Annotated in this window: 14 protein-coding genes and 1 riboswitch; of the genes, 7 read left to right on the top strand and 7 right to left on the bottom strand. The window is 44.9% G+C overall.

The window, feature by feature from the left end:
- Positions 1-378 precede the first annotated feature (378 nt).
- The 3 genes from JSY36_RS07060 to bshB2 all read left to right on the top strand — a co-directional run bounded on the left by JSY36_RS07060 (position 379) and on the right by bshB2 (position 2,528).
- On the top strand, positions 379-1,329 hold the full coding sequence (locus tag JSY36_RS07060) for an ATP-grasp domain-containing protein (protein WP_205165844.1): 951 nt from the start codon (positions 379-381) through the stop codon (positions 1,327-1,329).
- 150 nt (positions 1,330-1,479) lie between these two features.
- Positions 1,480-1,830: a YojF family protein gene (locus tag JSY36_RS07055; RefSeq protein WP_122899743.1), complete on the top strand. Its 351-nt coding sequence runs from the start codon at positions 1,480-1,482 to the stop codon at positions 1,828-1,830.
- Between the two features lie 29 nt (positions 1,831-1,859).
- On the top strand, positions 1,860-2,528 hold the full coding sequence (bshB2, locus tag JSY36_RS07050) for a bacillithiol biosynthesis deacetylase BshB2 (RefSeq protein WP_205165843.1): 669 nt from the start codon (positions 1,860-1,862) through the stop codon (positions 2,526-2,528).
- 411 nt (positions 2,529-2,939) lie between these two features.
- Here bshB2 and JSY36_RS07045 read toward each other — a convergent pair whose 3' ends face one another.
- Together JSY36_RS07045 and JSY36_RS07040 are read right to left on the bottom strand one after the other, a co-directional pair.
- Positions 2,940-3,437: a hypothetical protein gene (locus JSY36_RS07045; protein ID WP_205165842.1), complete on the bottom strand. Its 498-nt coding sequence runs from the start codon at positions 3,435-3,437 to the stop codon at positions 2,940-2,942.
- A gap of 537 nt (positions 3,438-3,974) precedes the next feature.
- Positions 3,975-5,822 carry an LTA synthase family protein gene (locus tag JSY36_RS07040; protein WP_205165841.1) on the bottom strand — a complete coding sequence of 616 codons (1,848 nt, stop codon included), beginning with the start codon at positions 5,820-5,822 and terminating at the stop codon, positions 3,975-3,977.
- Positions 5,823-6,084: 262 nt separating this feature from the next.
- Between JSY36_RS07040 and JSY36_RS07035 the strand changes: the two genes are divergently transcribed.
- Complete coding sequence (locus JSY36_RS07035; RefSeq protein ID WP_205165840.1) at positions 6,085-7,323, top strand: aminopeptidase; 1,239 nt, start codon at positions 6,085-6,087, stop codon at positions 7,321-7,323.
- Between the two features lie 343 nt (positions 7,324-7,666).
- A complete protein-coding gene (pdxK, locus tag JSY36_RS07030; protein ID WP_122899756.1) occupies positions 7,667-8,464 on the top strand; it encodes a pyridoxine/pyridoxal/pyridoxamine kinase in 798 nt (265 codons plus the stop codon).
- A gap of 212 nt (positions 8,465-8,676) precedes the next feature.
- Here the strand turns inward: pdxK and JSY36_RS07025 are convergent, their stop codons facing one another.
- From JSY36_RS07025 to JSY36_RS07010, 4 genes are all read right to left on the bottom strand, one after another.
- Positions 8,677-9,117, bottom strand: coding sequence for a hypothetical protein (locus JSY36_RS07025; protein WP_205165839.1), 441 nt, complete (start codon positions 9,115-9,117; stop codon positions 8,677-8,679).
- Positions 9,118-9,325: 208 nt separating this feature from the next.
- A complete protein-coding gene (locus JSY36_RS07020; RefSeq protein ID WP_122899761.1) occupies positions 9,326-10,156 on the bottom strand; it encodes a MetQ/NlpA family ABC transporter substrate-binding protein in 831 nt (276 codons plus the stop codon).
- A gap of 381 nt (positions 10,157-10,537) precedes the next feature.
- Positions 10,538-11,203, bottom strand: coding sequence for a methionine ABC transporter permease (locus JSY36_RS07015; RefSeq protein ID WP_122899762.1), 666 nt, complete (start codon positions 11,201-11,203; stop codon positions 10,538-10,540).
- Complete coding sequence (locus tag JSY36_RS07010) at positions 11,190-12,221, bottom strand: methionine ABC transporter ATP-binding protein (RefSeq protein ID WP_122899764.1); 1,032 nt, start codon at positions 12,219-12,221, stop codon at positions 11,190-11,192. The genes JSY36_RS07015 and JSY36_RS07010 overlap by 14 nt, the downstream gene beginning before the upstream one ends.
- Positions 12,222-12,299: 78 nt before the next feature.
- Positions 12,300-12,422: riboswitch (SAM riboswitch) on the bottom strand.
- A gap of 609 nt (positions 12,423-13,031) precedes the next feature.
- Between JSY36_RS07010 and JSY36_RS07005 the strand changes: the two genes are divergently transcribed.
- Positions 13,032-14,396, top strand: coding sequence for an alanine/glycine:cation symporter family protein (locus JSY36_RS07005; protein ID WP_122899770.1), 1,365 nt, complete (start codon positions 13,032-13,034; stop codon positions 14,394-14,396).
- 219 nt (positions 14,397-14,615) lie between these two features.
- Positions 14,616-15,989, top strand: a complete 1,374-nt coding sequence (locus JSY36_RS07000; RefSeq protein WP_122899772.1) for a YjiH family protein — start codon at positions 14,616-14,618, stop codon at positions 15,987-15,989.
- Between the two features lie 470 nt (positions 15,990-16,459).
- Here the strand turns inward: JSY36_RS07000 and JSY36_RS06995 are convergent, their stop codons facing one another.
- On the bottom strand, positions 16,460-17,212 hold the full coding sequence (locus JSY36_RS06995; protein WP_122899774.1) for a MurR/RpiR family transcriptional regulator: 753 nt from the start codon (positions 17,210-17,212) through the stop codon (positions 16,460-16,462).
- Positions 17,213-17,365: the final 153 nt, after the last annotated feature.

Raw genomic sequence — 17,365 nt, 5'->3', positions numbered from 1 at the left:
CTTTACGTCTGTTATGTATGTGCTGCGTGGATGTGGTCTGTCAATCTTGCTGCCCCATCGGCAGGGAGAAGACCGCCTGTACCGCTCTTTTTTTAGAAGGCAGTGGTTGGCTTATCGCTTCGAGGTTAATTCAAAGGCTACCTTTTTGGTCAACCTTTTCTTTATTTTATACCCTACATGTTGCCATAACCTTCCCTCTGCCGCAACGCAAATAAGGAAAGATACCGCTTTCACTGAAAGATTCTTTTGTATTGTAACCAAACTCCTCGTTTTTTTACGGAATGTAAGCGTTAGCTGTGGCAAAAAGGAAGGTGTCTTGATAAAATAATATAAAACCTATCTTCTTTATCGGAATTGGCATATGAAGGGAGCGATTGGATGACAAAAGTATATATTATTCATGAAAACGAAGAATGGACGGCACCTTTAAAGAAAGCTCTGAAGGATCTTGAGGTTCCTTTTGAAGACTGGCACCTGAGTGAAGGAACGGTGGATTTGCAGACAGAACCGCCTGAAGGAATTTTTTATAACCGGATGAGTGCTTCATCCCATACAAGAGGGCACCGCTTTGCCCCTGAACTCACAGCCGCTGTGCTTACCTGGCTTGAAAGCCACGGCCGGACTGTACTTAATGACAGCCGAGCCCTGACTCTTGAGTTAAGTAAGGTCATTCAGTATGAGCGGTTGAAGCAATTTGGCATCCGCACCCCCGATACAGTCGCTGCCGTGGGAAAAGACCAGCTTATTAAGGCGGCAAAGAACTTTCCCGCTCCTTTTATTACAAAGCACAACCGCGCCGGCAAAGGTCTTGGTGTCATGAGGTTTGACGATGCAAAAACGCTGGAGCGGTACGTTTCAGGAAGCCAGTTCGATGACTCTGTAGACGGCATCACTCTCCTCCAGCAGTTTATTGATGCGCCTCAAAAGACGATTACCCGCTGTGAATTTATCGGCGGAACGTTCTTTTATGCCGTACAGGTAGATACGTCTGAAGGATTTGAGCTGTGCCCTGCAGAGGCATGCGAAATAGGTGAAGGCGCATGTCCGACAACGGAATCGGAAGCCGCACGGCCGAAGTTTGAGATTATTGACCGCTTTAACAGCCCTCTTATTGAAAAATATGAAGCTTTTCTTGCAGCTAACGGTATTACCTTTGCAGGCATTGAGTTTATCGAAGATGCTGATGGAACAGCCTACACATACGATGTAAATACGAATACAAACTATAACCCCCAGGCAGAAGCAAAGGCCGGAAAGTTCGGCATGAAGGCAGTCGCCGCCCACTTAAAACAGGAGCTGGCCCTCCTGCTGCATCCTGCCAGCCGGTAATAGTCAAAAGTGAGCGTGCGTCTGGGACAACCGCTCACTTTTTTAGTACCATTAGGACAAAGTCACTAAGCGTTCGTATTTTATCCTCTGCCCTAAGGTTTGATATAATGGCAATAGATCAGAGCAAGGACCCCGAGGAGGGAAATAGTCATGAAACCGATTGATAAAAAGCTTGTTCAGGAAAAGATTGATGAGCTCGCAGGAAAAGAGCTTTATGTGCATTTGGAAACGACGAACGGTGCCTATGCCTCCCATAAAAACCAGGGCTTCTTTTCCGTAGGGACCTTTTTGCGTAATGCACGCATAAACTATGTCCAGGGGAAAATCACCGGCCCGGGTCCTTTCCGAATCGGCCTTGAACTTGAGGGCGGATGGGCTTATGCTGAAGGACTGACAGACTGGGAAGTGGACGATAACAATCAGGTTCTACTGGCAGGGCACGATCCTGATGGCAGACTGGCCATAGCCTTTCAGCTCAGTGAAAAACCTTTCCGCAAATAATACTCCTACTTTAAGGATGTGAACCAACAATGGAACGACATGTACTCGTTATTTTTCCGCACCCAGATGATGAAGCATTTGGTGTTGCCGGAACAATCCTTTCCCATACGCAAAACGGAACCCCTGTCACTTATGTATGTCTGACGCTCGGAGAGATGGGACGAAACATGGGGCGTCCGCTTATCGCCAACCGGGAAACTCTTCCTGACATTCGCAGAAAAGAGCTTGAAGAAGCATGCCGCCTTTTGGGTATTGAGGACTTAAGACGGTTCGGTATGAGAGATAAAACGATTGAATTCACAGACGATGCCATGCTCATAAACAGGCTCGGAGAAGTCATTGATGATGTAGATCCTTCTCTTATTATTACGTTTTATCCGGGTTATGCCGTACACCCCGATCACGATGCTACGGCCGCAGCGGTCATTCAGGCTGTTCAGAAGATGCCGCCTGAAAGCAGGCCGACAGTTCATGCCCTCGCTTTTTCTGAAGGCTGTGAAAAGATCATCGGCGAGCCGGATATTATTCACGACGTGAGTGCATTTGCAGACCAGAAAATGAAAGTCATTGAAGCCCACGAATCACAGACAGCCGGCGTGTTTCAGACTATGAAGCAGCGCTTCCTTGAACACGATGAAACGATGAAAGACCGGATGAACACCGAACGGTTCTGGACGTATCCGGTGGATAATGAATAATTAAAAGGATGACCCCGGTGCCAGTGCACAGCACTCCGTCCGGGATCATCCTTTTCTTCGTTTCATGTGCATATGTGGATAAAAAAGCAAGGGATCGTGGATAAGTTGTACAGCTGTCGGGAGTTTTTGTTATCCACATGTGGGTAACTTGTTTTTTCTTTAAGTCCTATTCAGTGCCTGTTCGAAGAGGAAGATTCTGTGGATATCCCGTGTAACCGCGCCTGCCCGGTCCGGGGGGTTTTTTATGGGATTCGAGGTTATTAACGGCTTAAAGATCCGGTTTAACGTGTTGATAAAGGACATTAACGGCTTCAAAGCATTTATTTCCGGTTTGGCTGAAATTGCCTCATACAAAAAATGCTCCTCCAGCCACGCAGCTGAGGAACACTTCCAATTGATTTACGAACCCTTTTACTTCAGCATTTTGCCCTTGTATGGAAGGGAAGGGTTTGTGGCTTCCTCAAATGCTTCCTTAAACTTCTGCTTTGTAAGAATGGAGAACGTAAACCTCCTGTACTGATGTCTTAATTTCGCAGTGAATTCTGCTGTAAGGCCATCTACATCTCTTCTGACGATCTGACTGGCATGAAAAACAGTTCGTACCTTTCCAAGTACTGGTACAAAAAGTAAATAGTTCTCGGTCAATACGAGGTATCCCCTCTTATCTTTGCCGTGGCGAAATGCATCGACCATGCATTGCGGCTTCTCATCAACAAGGCTGTTCGTTTTCATTTTTACAATCTGCCTGCACACGTAATCGATCCCGAAAGTAAGAACCCCTCCCACAAGGACACTGCCGAAGGCTAAACTCCATGAAAATTGCAGCAGATACGTAAAACCGAACAGACCAAACAAAAGCCAGCTTAAAACATATCTCACGTACTTATCCGTAAATGGTCCTGCCATCATTGTTCCCTCCTTTTATTGAGGTTTAATACAAAACTATACCAGCAATGTTCTAAATATTCAAAATATATTTTCAGGTTCGACAAAACTAGTGTGGTCCTTCAATGATTCGCTAAAATATCTCAGCCACTTTGAGCCCGAAGTATACCATTACCCTCCCCAAACAACTGTCAAACCTGTGGAGCAAAATTGTGCGGGGACAGACCCCAAAATTTTATTTTCCCTGCTGCAGGTTTGAATGGGAGAATGTGGCCCTAAACGTAAAAAGAGAGTAACTAAACGTAAAATAGCTCGGTATAACTGTAAAATAGCAGGATCCAAACGTAAAAAAGACCAATGTAAGCGTAAAAAACCGTGCAGCGATCCCTGGCAGGACCACTGTACCAATGAACTTTACTAACCAGCCACACGCATACATATGTAACCACACGCTTGCAGTGGAACAGGCAGGAAAAACTGCCGCACGAAATTGTGGACAGACCCCGCACAATTTTTTGATACAAAAACCAGCCTGCCTTTATCGGCAGACTGGTTTTTGGGCTAGCGGAACCTCAGGAGGTCACCATAAATAATACTGTCGGAGTAGAAGATCTCCCACTCTCCCCGGTCACGGATCGGATCACATGACTCCGGGGTTGTGGGCGCTTTCGTTTCCATGTCATAACAGGTTTCTGCAGTGTACATGTACTCATTTGAGATGATCGTACCGTTTCGGAGTACGGCAAAGTCTTCCCGCTGATTGGATAACAGATCGGTACCAAAGAGAACGTGGGGATATTCCGGTATACCAAGCAGGTTCATGATCGTCGGCTTAATATCTACTTTGCCTGCAACCGTATCAACCTCTTCCCCTTCCTGGCCGGGAATGTGAATGATTAATGGAACCCTTGCAAGCTGGGTATTTTCAAACGGATCAATCTCTTTACCGAGAAACTCCCCCATCGCTTCGTTATGACTCTCCGCAATACCGTAATGGTCCCCGTAAAGCACAAAGATGGTATCTTCATAGAGGCCCTCTTCTTTCATATCTTCCATGAACAGCCTGATTGCTTCATCCGTATAACGGACAGTTGGGATATAACGGTTCAGGATGTCACTGGAAGACGTATACGGCTCAATGAAATGATCCTCTTCATCCAGCTCATAAGGAAAGTGATTGGTTAAAGTCAGAAACGTTGCATAAAAAGGCTCGGGCAGATCCTTGACATAGTCCATGGACTGCTCAAAGAAATCAATATCCTTAAGACCCCAGCCCACACTGTTTTCCTCTGTTACGTCATAATAACTTTTTGAATAATAATAATCGTACCCGAGGTTTCCGTACATGACATCACGGTTATAGAACGTGCGGTCATTCCCGTGAAAGGATGCCGTGTAGTAGCCTTCGTCCCTTAACATGTCAGGGAGTCCCATGTATTCGTTATCTGTGTGGGTATGAAAAACAGCCCCCCTGCCCACGGGATAAAGACCGGTATTGATCATAAACTCCGCATCTGATGTTTTCCCCTGTCCGGTCTGGTCATAAAAGTTGGGGAAGTAATAGCTATCTTCTATAAGTTCGTTTAAGTAAGGGGTGATTTCTTCATCATTCACCGTCTCCCCTATAACAAAACTCTCAATTGATTCCATTGAAATGAACACGACGTTTTTTCCTTCAGCTATTCCAAATGCTTCCGGATTAGGAGGCTTACGATACTGGGACAAATGATCTTCAATGTCTTCCCAGTCGTCTTCTTCAGAGATCACAGCCAGAACCGCGGTTCTTGTGTGTAAAAAAGCATCGTAGACATAAAAATTATACAGGCCGTACCGCTTAATCAGCCCTTCTCTGTCAAAGGAATGAGTCATGGTTTCAGGATTCTGGGGCCTCTCCACCTGGGAGAGGGCGATGACCACGAGGACAATGACTCCTGCCACGGCGAACAATCTGCGGTTTTTACTGAAACCGAGCTGCGTTACCGGAAGAAGACCCGGCCTCTTCCATAACAGAAGTGCAAATACAATAAAGTCTATGAAAAACAGGATATCGTACCATTTTATGAGTTCAAAAACACTTGTGCTCAGATCTCCCGCATTTCCGCTCATCACAAGCATAGGCAGCGTGATAATGTCGGTAAATTCCCGAAAATAAACGGCGTTGCTGTACAAGGTAATGCTGAGGAGCAGCAAAAGGATTGTAAAGTACCAACGCTGGACTTTTTCATAAAACAAAAGCCCTATCGTAAAGAACACAAGTATAAATGAAAGAGGATTAAGGATGAAAACGATTGCCTGAAGGATGTTGCTTATCGTTACCTGAAACACAAACGCTGAAACGATAAACGTCTTTAACCACAAAGTGAGAAGACAAAGGATGAACAAACGGTGGTTATGAAAAAACGTTCTCATCTGAACTGACACCTCTTTACTGTAAACTGCATCATACCTACTCCGATTTTAATAACCTTCCAATTCGTTTACAAATAAAACCTGCGCGATTACACGATTTAATACATTTCCCATATTCTTATACACTACCCTCTTTACCCTTTTTTCTATCAACTATCACACAAATGGATTCTGCAATTTTTACTAAAGTTTCAAAAAAGACTGTAAACTGTTAAAATAAACATAACTGACGTCACTATTTTATATCAAAGGGGTTATCAATATGAGTCAATTCGAACAAAAGCTTGCTAAATATGCCGAACTGGCAGTCCGTATGGGAATCAACGTCCAGGAAGGACAGGACGTTGTAGTCAACGCACCTGTTACCTCTGCCGACTTTGTCCGCCTGGTTGTAAAAGAGTGTTACGAAGCCGGAGCTAAAAACGTACATATTGAATGGCATGACGATGAGTCTGCACGCATCCGCTACGACCTGGCACCTATGGATGCATTTAAGGAATTCCCTGAATGGAAAGCCCGTGGACTTGAGACACTTGCAGAAAACGGAGCTGCATTTTTAACGATAAAATCAACAGATCCTGATCTCTTCAAAGGTGTTCCTGCCGAGCGTATTGCAACAAACAATAAAACAGCCGGCGAAGCAACAAACACTTTCCGTAAATTTGTGCAGTCGGACAAAGTTGCCTGGTGCGTCACTGCAGCACCCTCTCCGGGATGGGCTAAGAAAGTGTTCCCAGAGGCTTCTGAAGAAGAAGCACAGGAAAAACTTTGGGAAGCCATCTTTGAAGCTGTACGCGTTAATACGGAAGACCCTGTCCAGGCATGGAAAGATCACGATGTGACACTTAACACAAAAGCGACATTTCTTAATGAACAAAAATATAAAGCCCTTCACTACACTGCTGAAGGAACAGACCTTACAATTGAACTTCCGGAAGGGCATATATGGGCCGGCGGCGGCAGTGCAAACACATCAGGCACTCACTTCATCGCCAACATGCCGACAGAAGAAGTGTTTACAGCACCGAAAAAAGGCGGCGTAAACGGCACAGTCCGCAATACAAAGCCTTTAAATTACAGCGGTAACCTGATTGACGGTTTCTCCCTTACTTTTGAAAACGGTAAGGTCGTAGACTTTGAAGCAGAAGAAGGATACGAAACACTTAAACACCTTCTTGATACAGACGAAGGCGCCCGGTATCTGGGTGAGGTTGCACTTGTTCCTCACAGTTCTCCAATCTCCCAGTCCGGCATCCTTTTCTACAACACACTTTATGACGAAAATGCTTCCAACCACATTGCTCTTGGAAGCGCCTATGCATTCTGTGTTGAAGGCGGCCCTGACATGAGCAAGGAAGAGCAGGAAGAGCTCGGAATCAATAACAGCATCACACACGTTGATTTCATGATCGGCTCAGCTGACATGAACATTGATGGAATTAAAGAAGACGGAAGCCGTGAGCCGGTATTCAGAAACGGTGAATGGGCAACGAACGATTAATCTGCAATTAACCCGCCCGGTCCTGTAAAAAAGGCCGGGCGTATTTTATGGATAGCTTTTCTTCTGGACAAGGGCCTTTCACGGTTTTTTCTCACGCCCATCTATACTATAATAAGGACAAGCTTTAGAGTAAGACAGAAGGCACTGAAAAAGTTCGCTCTTTACCTTTTTCCAGTGCCTTCTAAGCAATGAGCGTAACGGTTACATTATTAAAAAGCCTGGTACGAGTGGGTTTTTCGTAACATGCGCGCAACCGAGTGGAGCCATTGCAACTCAAATAAAAGGCACTGAAAAAGTTATATTATACTTTTCAGTGACCTCAGGCATATTAGGAGGTACTACAATGAAAAAAGCACTTACAATTGCAGGGTCGGATACGAGCGGAGGCGCCGGTATCCAGGCTGACCTTTCAACCTTCCAGGAGCTTGGTGTATACGGAATGACAGCTCTTACAACAATCGTAACAATGGACCCTAAAAACGGATGGTCCCATAATGTATTTCCGCAGCCGATGGAACTCGTTGAAACGCAGCTTGAAACCATTCTAGACGGGGTTGGTGTTGATGCGATGAAAACAGGCATGCTCGGATCCAGTGAGATGATCGAGATGGCTGCCCGTACAATAGATGAAAAAGGCATTAAGAACGTCGTTGTGGACCCGGTAATGGTATGTAAAGGTGCCGACGAGCCACTTCACCCTGAGCATACAGTAAGCTACCGTGAAGCCCTCGTTCCTAAAGCGACCGTTGTTACGCCAAACCTGTTTGAAGCTTCTCAATTGAGCGGCGTAAACCCTATTGAAACACTTGATGACATGAAACAGGCTGCAGCGAGAATCAAGGAGCTTGGCGCAGACTACGTTCTTGTTAAAGGCGGCGGTTCCATCGGAGAAACAGCCGTTGACGTTCTTTACGACGGAGAGGATTTTGAAATTCTTGAGTCAGAGAAAATCGACACGGATTATACTCACGGTGCAGGCTGCACCTACTCTTCCGCTATTTGCGCAGGACTTGCGACCGGCAAAGATGTAAGAACAGCTGTAAGAGATGCGAAGGTCTTTATCTCAAAAGCCATTGAAGGCTCTTTTGCCCTTAATGAATACATTGGGCCGGTTAAACGTTACGCCAACCGCGAGCAGTAAGTGAGCCTGAAGGAGGATTGGAGAAGGCTTGTTGAATCTTAGGTATTCTTGTCGATTGAACAATAAGCGTGCTATTTTGACGGATAAAGCAATTAATTTGACCGATAAATCATAGATTTTGACGGATAAATGCCGCAATTGGACAGATATATTCCAACCATCTCCCCAAAAAAGGATGTCCTCATTTTTGAGGACATCCCTTCCTTAATCATTCATCGTTTCTCCGACTTCTCCTCTGCTTTATAAAAGCTCGTCACAACAGCATACCCAAATGCCATCCCTCCAATAATTGCACTGTGAGCATTTAAGAGCGTCAATGAAAAGGTATTTACCGGTAGTATAAGAAAGGTAATGTTTGAATAGAAAAGAGCCGGGTAAAGCATGAGATACAAAAAGGGTAAACCAAAGAAGATCATCTTCTCCCACCTGATCAGCCATCTCCCTGTTTTCCGTACCTCCCCAATGAGCCAGTGTACGCCAATGATGAGACCCATTGGTAAACCGGTTAGCGGAATGAGCAGGACATAGGGCATTACCGCAAAATTACGGGCCATTTGTTGACGCATCTGTTCTGACAGTTGATCACCTGCAAAAAACAAACTAATAAACAACATGGCAAGAACCACGTACAACACTGATTTTTTCAATGACACCTTAATCACCATCCCTTCCATCAGCTACGCAAACTGTCTTCAAAAAGTTCCCAGTATCGTTCCTATCAACCTTTCTTTAAATCCACCCTTCCACATTACTAAAAGTTTGTAAACCGAAGTTAACATATTTTCGGGATCCCAGAACCAGTACAGTAAAACGGCAAAACACCCCGCACAGTAAAACTATGCGAGGTGCTTCATTTATATATTAATAATCTCTCAGTTCATCCACGTCATCAATAAAGGTTGGTAGAAGTGAGTTTTCGTAAAGGTCGATGATAAACTCCTGAGTATCTTCTTCATGATAAAGCTCGGCAATACGCTGGAGTGTCTCATTGTCTTTGTCTTCAGCCTGCACTGCCAGAATATTTACATATGCAGCAGCACCGTCTGCGTCTTCGATGAAAATGGCATCGTTAACCGGGATAAAGCCAGCCTCTACTGCAACACCGTTATTGATAACGGATGCATCCACATCAGGAATTACGCGTGGTGTATGGGCAGCCTGTACTTCTTCAATGTTAAGATCATGGTGGTTTTCCACGATGTCACTGGCATCTCCAATACCGTCAAAGTCTTCAGGGAGTTCAATAAATCCTGCTTCCTGAAGAAGGAGAAGTGCACGCCCCTGGTTTGTTTCTTCCTGTGGTACGGCAATGGTTGCCCCTTCCGGGATCTCTTCGTGAGATTCATATTTATCGGAATAAAGACCCATAGGTGCAATGTACGTTCCTGCAATCGGCTCCAGGTCCAGATTGTGCTCTTCAATGAAATTATCAAAATAGGAAATCGTCTGGAATGCGTTAAAATCCACTTCTCCATCGGCCAGTGCCATATTTGGTCTTACATAGTCGGAGAATTCCTGGATTTCAATCGTAATGCCTTCTTCGGCTGCTTTCTCAGCCATGTATTCCCACAAAGGGATACCTGATCCGTTTACACCGACTGTTACTGTATTTTCGTCGTCTTCTCCACCTCCACAAGCAGCAAGTGCCGTAAGAGATAATGCTGATAACGCTGTTGTTAATGCTTTCTTCATTTTCTGTATTCCTCCTGTTAAACCCCAATTTTTTTAAATAGAATCTCGAAGGTGCAATAACCCCTTATTGAAATCCTAAGGATATACCGAAACTCTCTTTCCTTATAGGTTGTTGAGAGTACTTTGACATAAACACAGTTATTGTAGATGAAGCTGCGTAACCTTCGTTTTCCGCGGGGTGCCGGTGAGCCTCCTCACGCAGGAGACTCCGGCTTCTTCATCCTCTTACGATAAGCCATAATCTTTGCGAAAACATCCTGCTGAAAAGAGACTGGATATCGGCTCTATACATCCTTTGCGGCAATATTTTTTAGATCGAGTCTGATTGAAATCAAGAACAGAACTCCCCCATGTCCACGAGTTCAGAAATTAACATATCTGTTACCTGCGGCGGATTGCCCTTGATAAGTGGTTACCACCTGCCTGGATAACCTGAACGATAATGATAAGCAGAATCACCGTTACGATCATAACGTCTGTGTGGAAACGTTGATACCCATAAGCAATGGCCAGGTCTCCAAGTCCACCGGAACCGATTGCCCCTGCCATAGCCGAGGCCCCTACAAGACCAACGGTGGCAATGGTTAAATTGAGCACGAGTGAGCTCAGAGCTTCGGGTATTAAAAATCTGAAGATGATCTGCCACGGGGTTGCTCCCATGGACTTGGCTGCTTCCGTCACTCCGGGATCGACTTCCAAAAGGCTGCTTTCAACGAGACGGGCAATAAAGGGTGCCGCGAAAATCACGAGCGGGACCATGGCAGCCGTTGTTCCAATAGTTGTGCCTACGATCAGCCTTGTTAATGGGATAAGTGCAACCAGCAAAATAATAAACGGCACGGAACGGACCATGTTAACAATGGTATTTAATATGATAAAGGCTACTTTGTTTTCAAATAACTGACCCTTTCGTGTTACAACTACCGCTACCCCGAGCGGAATTCCGATCAGGCTGGCAAAGACTAAAGGAAAAGCTGTCATGGCCAGGGTTTCAAGGGTGGCTTCCCACACCCGGACCCAAAAAGTACTCCAATCAGTACTCCTCATGGATGTCCACCTCCCTTATGGTGAAATTTTCTCCGATAAACGAGACGGCCTCTTCGATCAGCCGGGACTCGCCGTGGAATTCGACAATCAGGTTGCCGAACGGCTTTTCCTGAAGCTCGGTAATATGGCCGTGGAGGACGTTCACTTCCAGGTCAAACTGCTTTCCCACTTTTGACAGGACAGGCTGACTCGCCATTTCTCCTTCAAAAAGAATCCGGTAGATGTGATGATTTTTTCCATCTGTCTGTAAATGAGTAAGCACCGAGGCCGGGAGCTTGTCCTGCATCACAGAGCTGACAAAGTTCTTCGTCGTTTTTGCCTGTGGACGTGAAAAAACATCGAATACGCTGCCCGACTCAATGACTTCCCCATTCTCCATTACTGCAACCCGGTTACAAATATCACGAATGACCGGCATTTCGTGCGTGATTATAAGTATCGTAATACCAAATTCGCGATTCACTTTTTTCAGCAGCTCGAGAATCGCTTTTGTTGTTTGAGGATCAAGTGCCGATGTTGCTTCGTCACACAACAGCACTTCCGGTGAAGTAGCCAGCGCACGTGCGATACCCACCCGCTGCTTCTGACCTCCCGAAAGCTGATCAGGGTAACTTTCAGCTTTGTCGCTCAGACCAACAAAGGACAGAAGCTCCTTTACTCTCTTTTCTACTTTCGCTTTCGGCGTCTTGCTCAGCTGAAGGGAAATAGCGATATTTGCGTAAACGGTCTTGGATTCGCACAGGTTAAAGTGCTGAAATATCATGCCGATTTTTTTCCTTGCTTCTCTCAGCTCTTTTGCCGAAAGGCTTTTCATGTCCCGTCCGTTGACCCTTACCTCACCTGCAGTAGGTTCTTCAAGAAGGTTTACACACCGGACGAGGGTACTCTTCCCTGCACCGCTGAATCCGATGACACCAAAGATATCACCTTTATTTACGGTAAACGACACGTCTTTGACTGCCGTTACTGTTCCTTCTTTTCCTTCATACGCTTTTGAAACGTTGTCGAAGGTTATCATGATTCCTCCACTCCCTTTGAATGCAAAAAACCCTCTCCTTATCAAAATAAGAAGAGGGTAAATTAGCAAATACCGCCCTTCTTATCTTTCGAGCCTATCGGTAAGGTAAGCTCGATGGAATTGGCACAGTTCTCCAGTCGTCACCGGAGTCCGCTGCCGAGGCGTCACAGGGCCATATCCCTCTGCCTCTCTTGATAAGAAGATTTATTATTTGATTAGCTTTAATTATGGAAAAATTAATAATTGAGAGTAATCATAACCTCCCGTGCCGGAGAGTGTCAACAGTGTCCTTACATGCAAACGCTTCACCGCACAAAAGTAGTTCTTTGTTCTTAATAAATTGTCTTTTTTATCCAGATCCCACAACCTGATTTTTCCCGCCTGTTTTTGCTTCGTACAGCTTTTTGTCAGTGCGTGAAATAAAGGATTCTGCTTTCTCCCCAGCATACCTGCTGAAGCCAAAACTCATCGTAACCCGTAACTCCGGAAGCAGTTCGCGGTTCGTTTCTTCAATTGTCCTGGAAGAAACACTACTTCTTTTACAGTCATCGTGCCTAAAGGCTAAAAGTTTCTATTATCCTCCTGTTTCCGACAGAGAGTCGTGCTGTTATTTGCTTTAAGTACAGCCTGCATGCATGTTTTAATCTGAACATATCTTTATGATGACAGAAGTCATCTTTTGGTCACGAAGACATTAGTAATCAACTTTTCATTGACCAGATCAATTTTTTTTAAAAATGAATAGTTAAATTCTGTTACTTTTCAGAATTTTCTATTATACTTGTCTGATAAAAGATAAAAAGGGGGAGAATGATGGAACAATTAAACGATTTTATTGGCTTTTTAAGTGATCTGGTCTGGGGAGTGCCTTTGCTTGTCCTTCTTGTCGGGACAGGAATCTATTTGACATTCCGGCTTGCCTTCCTGCAGTTTCGGATGCTGCCTTATGCACTGAAGCTGTCCTTCAATCCAAAAAGCCAGGATAAGAAGTCAAAAGGGGACATTTCTCACTTTCAGGCATTAACGACAGCTCTTGCTGCTACGATTGGTACCGGTAACATTGCCGGGGTGGCAACAGCCGTTGTTCTCGGAGGACCGGGGGCTGTTTTCTGGATGTGGATCTCCGCCTTGTTCGGGATGGCCACAAAGTATGCAGAGGCCATTCTCGCCGTTAAGTACCGGGAAGAAGGCGCAGACGGTACAATGTCCGGCGGTCCGATGTATTACATTGAAAAAGGACTTAAGCTTAAATGGCTTGCCGTTCTTTTCGCAGTATTCGGTGCCATAGCTGCATTTGGTATTGGAAACCTGGTGCAGTCCAACTCTGTAGCCAGCGCCATGGAATCGTCTTTTAATGTGCCATTCTGGCTCACAGGTGTGGTACTTACTGTTTTAGCCGGCCTTGTTATTCTTGGCGGAATTAAGAGTATCGGTAAAGTTACGGCTTACTTTGTTCCGTTTATGGCATTATTTTATGTTATCGCCGGTCTTGTTCTCATGATTCAAAACTTTGACCTTGTACCTGCTGCTGTCGGGCTGATTTTCACTGATGCGTTTACAGGAGAAGCAGTGGCCGGTGGTGCCATTGGTGCTGTTATCCGCTGGGGTGTGGCCCGAGGGGTCTTCTCAAACGAAGCGGGTCTTGGTTCTGCACCAATTGCTGCAGCTGCCGCACGTACTGACTACCCTGGCCGTCAGGCACTTGTCTCTATGACGCAGGTATTTATTGATACAATTGTTGTCTGTTCCATCACGGGTATCGCGATAGTCATGGGTAACATGTATGCAAGCGGAGATTTAAATGGTGCTGACCTGACTGCTGCAACATTTGAGTTCTTCCTCGGTGGTGCCGGTTCCATGATTGTAGCCATCGGTCTTGCATTCTTTGCTTTCTCTACTATCCTCGGCTGGTCTTACTATGGTGAGAAATGCTTTGGATATCTGGTGAAAGGAAATGCGGTTAAATTCTACCGTTTTGCCTTTGTACTCATGATCTTTGTTGGTGCAATCACTGAACTGAGCTTTGTATGGGGCGTTGCCGATGTCCTGAACGGGTTAATGGCTGTACCTAACTTAATCGGTCTTCTCGGTCTCTCCGGAGTCGTTGTTGCTGAAACCAACCGATTCCTGAAAGTAGCCAGGGAAGAAAAAGAAAGGGCAAGATCTGCGAGTTAATGACCACTTTGCGGAACGCTCTGCTGCCGGTCTTTCTGGTGGCGGAGCGTTTTATTGCGCTTTATGTGTAAGCGCTTTATAATAAAATTACTTTAGCAGCATAGTGTTTATTTAAAAATTATCTTGTATTTTTACTCAAATTGTATTAATATTTTCATCAGTGAATAATTATCGATACTATCATACTATGACAATAGACATCCAACAGGAGTGACTGACATGAACAAGGAAAAACATGATACATCACAATCCGGTTCTTTCTGGAAATTTTTAATTCCTTCATTAATTGGGATCGGGTTGTTTATGACACCGGTACCCGTTGACGGTGAAGTAACAATTCCCGTTGCTATACTGGCAAACTTATTAGAAGACACACTCGCTTCTGTGCTTCCGGCAATTTTAACGATTATTATCTCTCTCAGCTTTATTGGTTCACTCATTGCTATTTTAATGAAAAAAGGAAAACCTCAGACCTTTTCCAATACACCGTTTGTTGAGAGGCTTCTCGTTGTAGGTCCTTTCTGGCTCATTGTTCGTTTTGTTGCTTTCGTTCTTGCAATTATGACGTTCTTCCAGATCGGACCTGAAGCAGTATACAACGAATATACCGGCGGCTTGTTATTAATGGAGGGCGGGCTTCTTCCCCTTCTCTTCACAGTATTTTTGTTTGCCGGGCTGTTTTTGCCCCTGCTCTTAAACTTTGGTTTACTCGAACTGTTTGGTTCATTGTTAACGAAGCTTATGCGCCCCCTCTTTAAATTACCGGGACGTTCTTCGATTGACTCCCTTACTTCATGGCTTGGGGACGGGACTATCGGGGTTCTGTTAACGAGTAAACAATACGAAGAAGGCTTTTATTCAAAACGTGAAGCGGCTGTTATCGGTACGACCTTCTCTGTTGTTTCCATTACATTCAGCCTGGTCGTTATTATGGAAGTCGGCCTTGAGCATATGTTCTTCCAGTTTTATGGAACAGTTGCATTAGCCGGATTTATTGCTGCACTGATCATGCCGCGTATTCCACCGCTGTCAAGAAAAGCGAATACTTATGCAAACGGTCAGGAAAGCCAGCTTGATGAGTCGATTCCAAAAGGCTATAATGCATTTTCCTGGGGATTCAAGCAGGCAAAAAAACGTGCTGCTCAAAGTAAAGGGCCGGGAGAATTTATGAAAGACGGCGGTAAGAACGTTCTCGACATGTGGCTTGGTGTGGCACCGGTTGTTATGGCTTTCGGTACACTTGCCCTTGTAGTGGCCGAGTTCACTCCTGTCTTTTCATGGCTCGGAGCTCCGTTTATTCCAATTCTGAATTTGATGCAGATTCCTGAAGCTGCCCTTGCATCGGAGGCATTGGTTGTCGGTTTTGCAGACATGTTCCTCCCTGCTATTTTTGCTTCCGGTATTGAAAGTGAATTGACCCGCTTTATTATTGCCTGTGTGTCCGTTACGCAGCTGATCTATCTTTCTGAAGTCGGGGGAGTTCTTCTTGGATCAAAAATTCCGGTGAAGTTCCGTGACCTGCTTATTATTTATCTGCTTCGTACACTGATTACACTGCCGATTATTACAATCGTTGCTCATTTGATCTTTTAATGTATTCACCCGCCTGGAACGGATTGTTCCAGGCGGGTGTTTTTTTGTTTTTTACCCTATCCTGAATATTGAAGTAGTAAGGAGCAATAATCCTTCATTGAAATTCAGCTTCGTAGAACGGAATACGCTCCCTTTCCGCGGACTCGCGCCGAGCCTCCTCGGGGCTTTACCCCTGTGGGGTCTCGCCTGTCTCGCATTTCCGCAGGAGTGTCGCGTATTCCGTTCAACTTCGCACGATGCGTTGTTAAAATAAAGGGTAATAACAACCACATTGAAGAAAGACCTTATACCTGACATCATATGAATTGGTACTATTTTCATTTTCTTTTATCGGTTTTTCATGGCTATGCTTGAAAAAAACGGCACTATTTCTCCGTTTTCTCTGTTTCGAGGTACAGCTCCAACCACACAAAAAAACACGCAGTCCCCGATAGGAATCTGCGTGTGTCAGAATGCTCTTTTATCTTAAGTTACTCTTCAATAATCAGTTTTATATAGGATTCAAAAATGAGATCAACCAGGAGAACGAGGGGTGAACGTGCGGTCAGGTCATAACCGCCATATTCCGCCCGCTCCACCTGTGTACTGATCGAATCATCTACAAGTGTGGTAAGGGTGGAGTTAATGTTGTTTGTAATAGCCGCTGTATAAACATACTGGTGGGTCATTTTGTCCGCCGTTTCCACAAGCGTTTTAGTTTCCCCGCTTGAAGAAATAAAAATAATGTAATCTCCCTTAGTCACTTTGTTGGAAAACAAGTCAATCATATGGGATTCGTAAATATACATACTCGGCTTGTTTACCTGCATAAGAAGTTTGCTGAAGTACTCACCGAACATTTTGGACAGGCCTACTGCTATGATCACCACCCGGTCCGCTTCTTTCATCCGTCTGCAGATTCTGTTTATATCCTTCTCATCGAGGTTTGAAAGGGTACTTTCTAAATCTTTATGAAATCTGGAGATCGAACTGTCCGTTACCTCTCTCCTTGTTTCCTCTCCTAATTCCTTTAAAGCATATTTAAACTCCGAAAATCCGTCAAAACCAAGCTTTTGGCACATCCTGATAACGGATGTGGTGCTGACGTTGACTTCTTTGGCAAGCGTTGTAAGAGCCATCCCCTTTGCCTCCGGAAGGTGAGCGTCGATAAAATACAACACGTGCTTTTCCGTGTAGCTGAGGGCTGGTACTTTGTTTGCAAAATGAGTCGTAATTTTTCCCATAAAAACGGCACCTGATTTCTTTCAGATTGGCTGCATGAAGTTTCTGTGAGGGGCCGAAAGTCAGCACCTCCGGATAACACCGCCTCAATAACAGCAGTCCTGTTTATTATAGTACAAATAAGCGTAAATTACAGACTGTACATATATACAGTG

The organism is Alteribacter salitolerans, from assembly GCF_016901055.1.
GTDB classification, from domain to species: Bacteria; Bacillota; Bacilli; order Bacillales; family Salisediminibacteriaceae; genus Alteribacter; species Alteribacter keqinensis.
Note: the sequence above shows the minus strand (reverse complement) of the source record. Positions and strands in the feature narration are given on the sequence as shown.

What these genes read in the sequence shown, in the direction of transcription:
- JSY36_RS07060 (WP_205165844.1), top strand. Translation starts at nt 379, where the DNA reads ATGACAAAAGTATATATTATTCATGAAAACGAAGAATGGACGGCACCT.
- JSY36_RS07055 (WP_122899743.1), top strand. Translation starts at nt 1,480, where the DNA reads ATGAAACCGATTGATAAAAAGCTTGTTCAGGAAAAGATTGATGAGCTC.
- bshB2 (WP_205165843.1), top strand. Translation starts at nt 1,860, where the DNA reads ATGGAACGACATGTACTCGTTATTTTTCCGCACCCAGATGATGAAGCA.
- JSY36_RS07045 (WP_205165842.1), bottom strand. Translation starts at nt 3,437, where the DNA reads ATGATGGCAGGACCATTTACGGATAAGTACGTGAGATATGTTTTAAGC.
- JSY36_RS07040 (WP_205165841.1), bottom strand. Translation starts at nt 5,822, where the DNA reads ATGAGAACGTTTTTTCATAACCACCGTTTGTTCATCCTTTGTCTTCTC.
- JSY36_RS07035 (WP_205165840.1), top strand. Translation starts at nt 6,085, where the DNA reads ATGAGTCAATTCGAACAAAAGCTTGCTAAATATGCCGAACTGGCAGTC.
- pdxK (WP_122899756.1), top strand. Translation starts at nt 7,667, where the DNA reads ATGAAAAAAGCACTTACAATTGCAGGGTCGGATACGAGCGGAGGCGCC.
- JSY36_RS07020 (WP_122899761.1), bottom strand. Translation starts at nt 10,156, where the DNA reads ATGAAGAAAGCATTAACAACAGCGTTATCAGCATTATCTCTTACGGCA.
- JSY36_RS07015 (WP_122899762.1), bottom strand. Translation starts at nt 11,203, where the DNA reads ATGAGGAGTACTGATTGGAGTACTTTTTGGGTCCGGGTGTGGGAAGCC.
- JSY36_RS07010 (WP_122899764.1), bottom strand. Translation starts at nt 12,221, where the DNA reads ATGATAACCTTCGACAACGTTTCAAAAGCGTATGAAGGAAAAGAAGGA.
- JSY36_RS07005 (WP_122899770.1), top strand. Translation starts at nt 13,032, where the DNA reads ATGATGGAACAATTAAACGATTTTATTGGCTTTTTAAGTGATCTGGTC.
- JSY36_RS07000 (WP_122899772.1), top strand. Translation starts at nt 14,616, where the DNA reads ATGAACAAGGAAAAACATGATACATCACAATCCGGTTCTTTCTGGAAA.
- JSY36_RS06995 (WP_122899774.1), bottom strand. Translation starts at nt 17,212, where the DNA reads ATGGGAAAAATTACGACTCATTTTGCAAACAAAGTACCAGCCCTCAGC.